The following is a 699-nucleotide window of genomic DNA, read 5'->3' on the forward strand; positions in this document are numbered from 1 at the left end:
CCGTTCTCATCGATAACGCGATCGCCGCCAGCCTTACCCTTGACCGCAGCGTCCGCTACCAGCGGAACACCAACCTGTCCGCGATGTGCTGAGACTTATCTGTCCAGGATGTGCTGAGACATCACATTTCCGGGTTGGACGACGCCGTACTCACGGTGGCCGAGGAACAGCTCGCCGCGCTGGCCGCGACGCACTCCCCGCGGCGGCTGTACGCGGCGGCCCAGGTGATCGCGGATCGGCTCGACCCCGACGGGGCCGCCCCGAAGGACGACGATCCGGCGGGGAACGAGTTGCACTACGCGAAACGCCGCAACGGGAACCTGCACGCGAAGCTGGTGCTGCGCGACCCGGCCGCGGCCGCGTTGTTCGACGACGCGATCCGCGCCGCCACCCCGCCCCCGGCGTCGGCGGCGGTGGCCGACCCCGACGTCGAGCCCGGGCAGGTGCTGCGGGACGAGGCCCGCGACACCAAACCCGCCCGCCAAGCGAGCGGGATGCTCGACCTGATCTCCGCCTCCCACCGGGCCGGGTTGGATCACACCGACGACGAGCAGGCCCCGGGCAGCCCCACGGCCTCCATGCCGCTCCCGGACCTCGACGACCCCGACACCAGCCGCGGCGACACCGACGTCGACGAACCCCTCCCCGGCAACAGCACCACGCATCGGGCCACCGACCGCGAGGCCACCGACCGCGAGG

Annotated in this window: 1 pseudogene; it reads left to right on the top strand. The window is 71.8% G+C overall.

Annotated elements, in window-relative coordinates:
• Positions 1-134: 134 nt before the first annotated feature.
• A pseudogene (locus QSK00_RS30285) lies at positions 135-699 on the top strand (hypothetical protein); the annotation flags it as partial.

The sequence above is a fragment of the Actinomycetospora sp. NBRC 106378 genome (genome assembly GCF_030269685.1).
In the GTDB taxonomy this organism is placed as follows: domain Bacteria; phylum Actinomycetota; class Actinomycetes; order Mycobacteriales; family Pseudonocardiaceae; genus Actinomycetospora.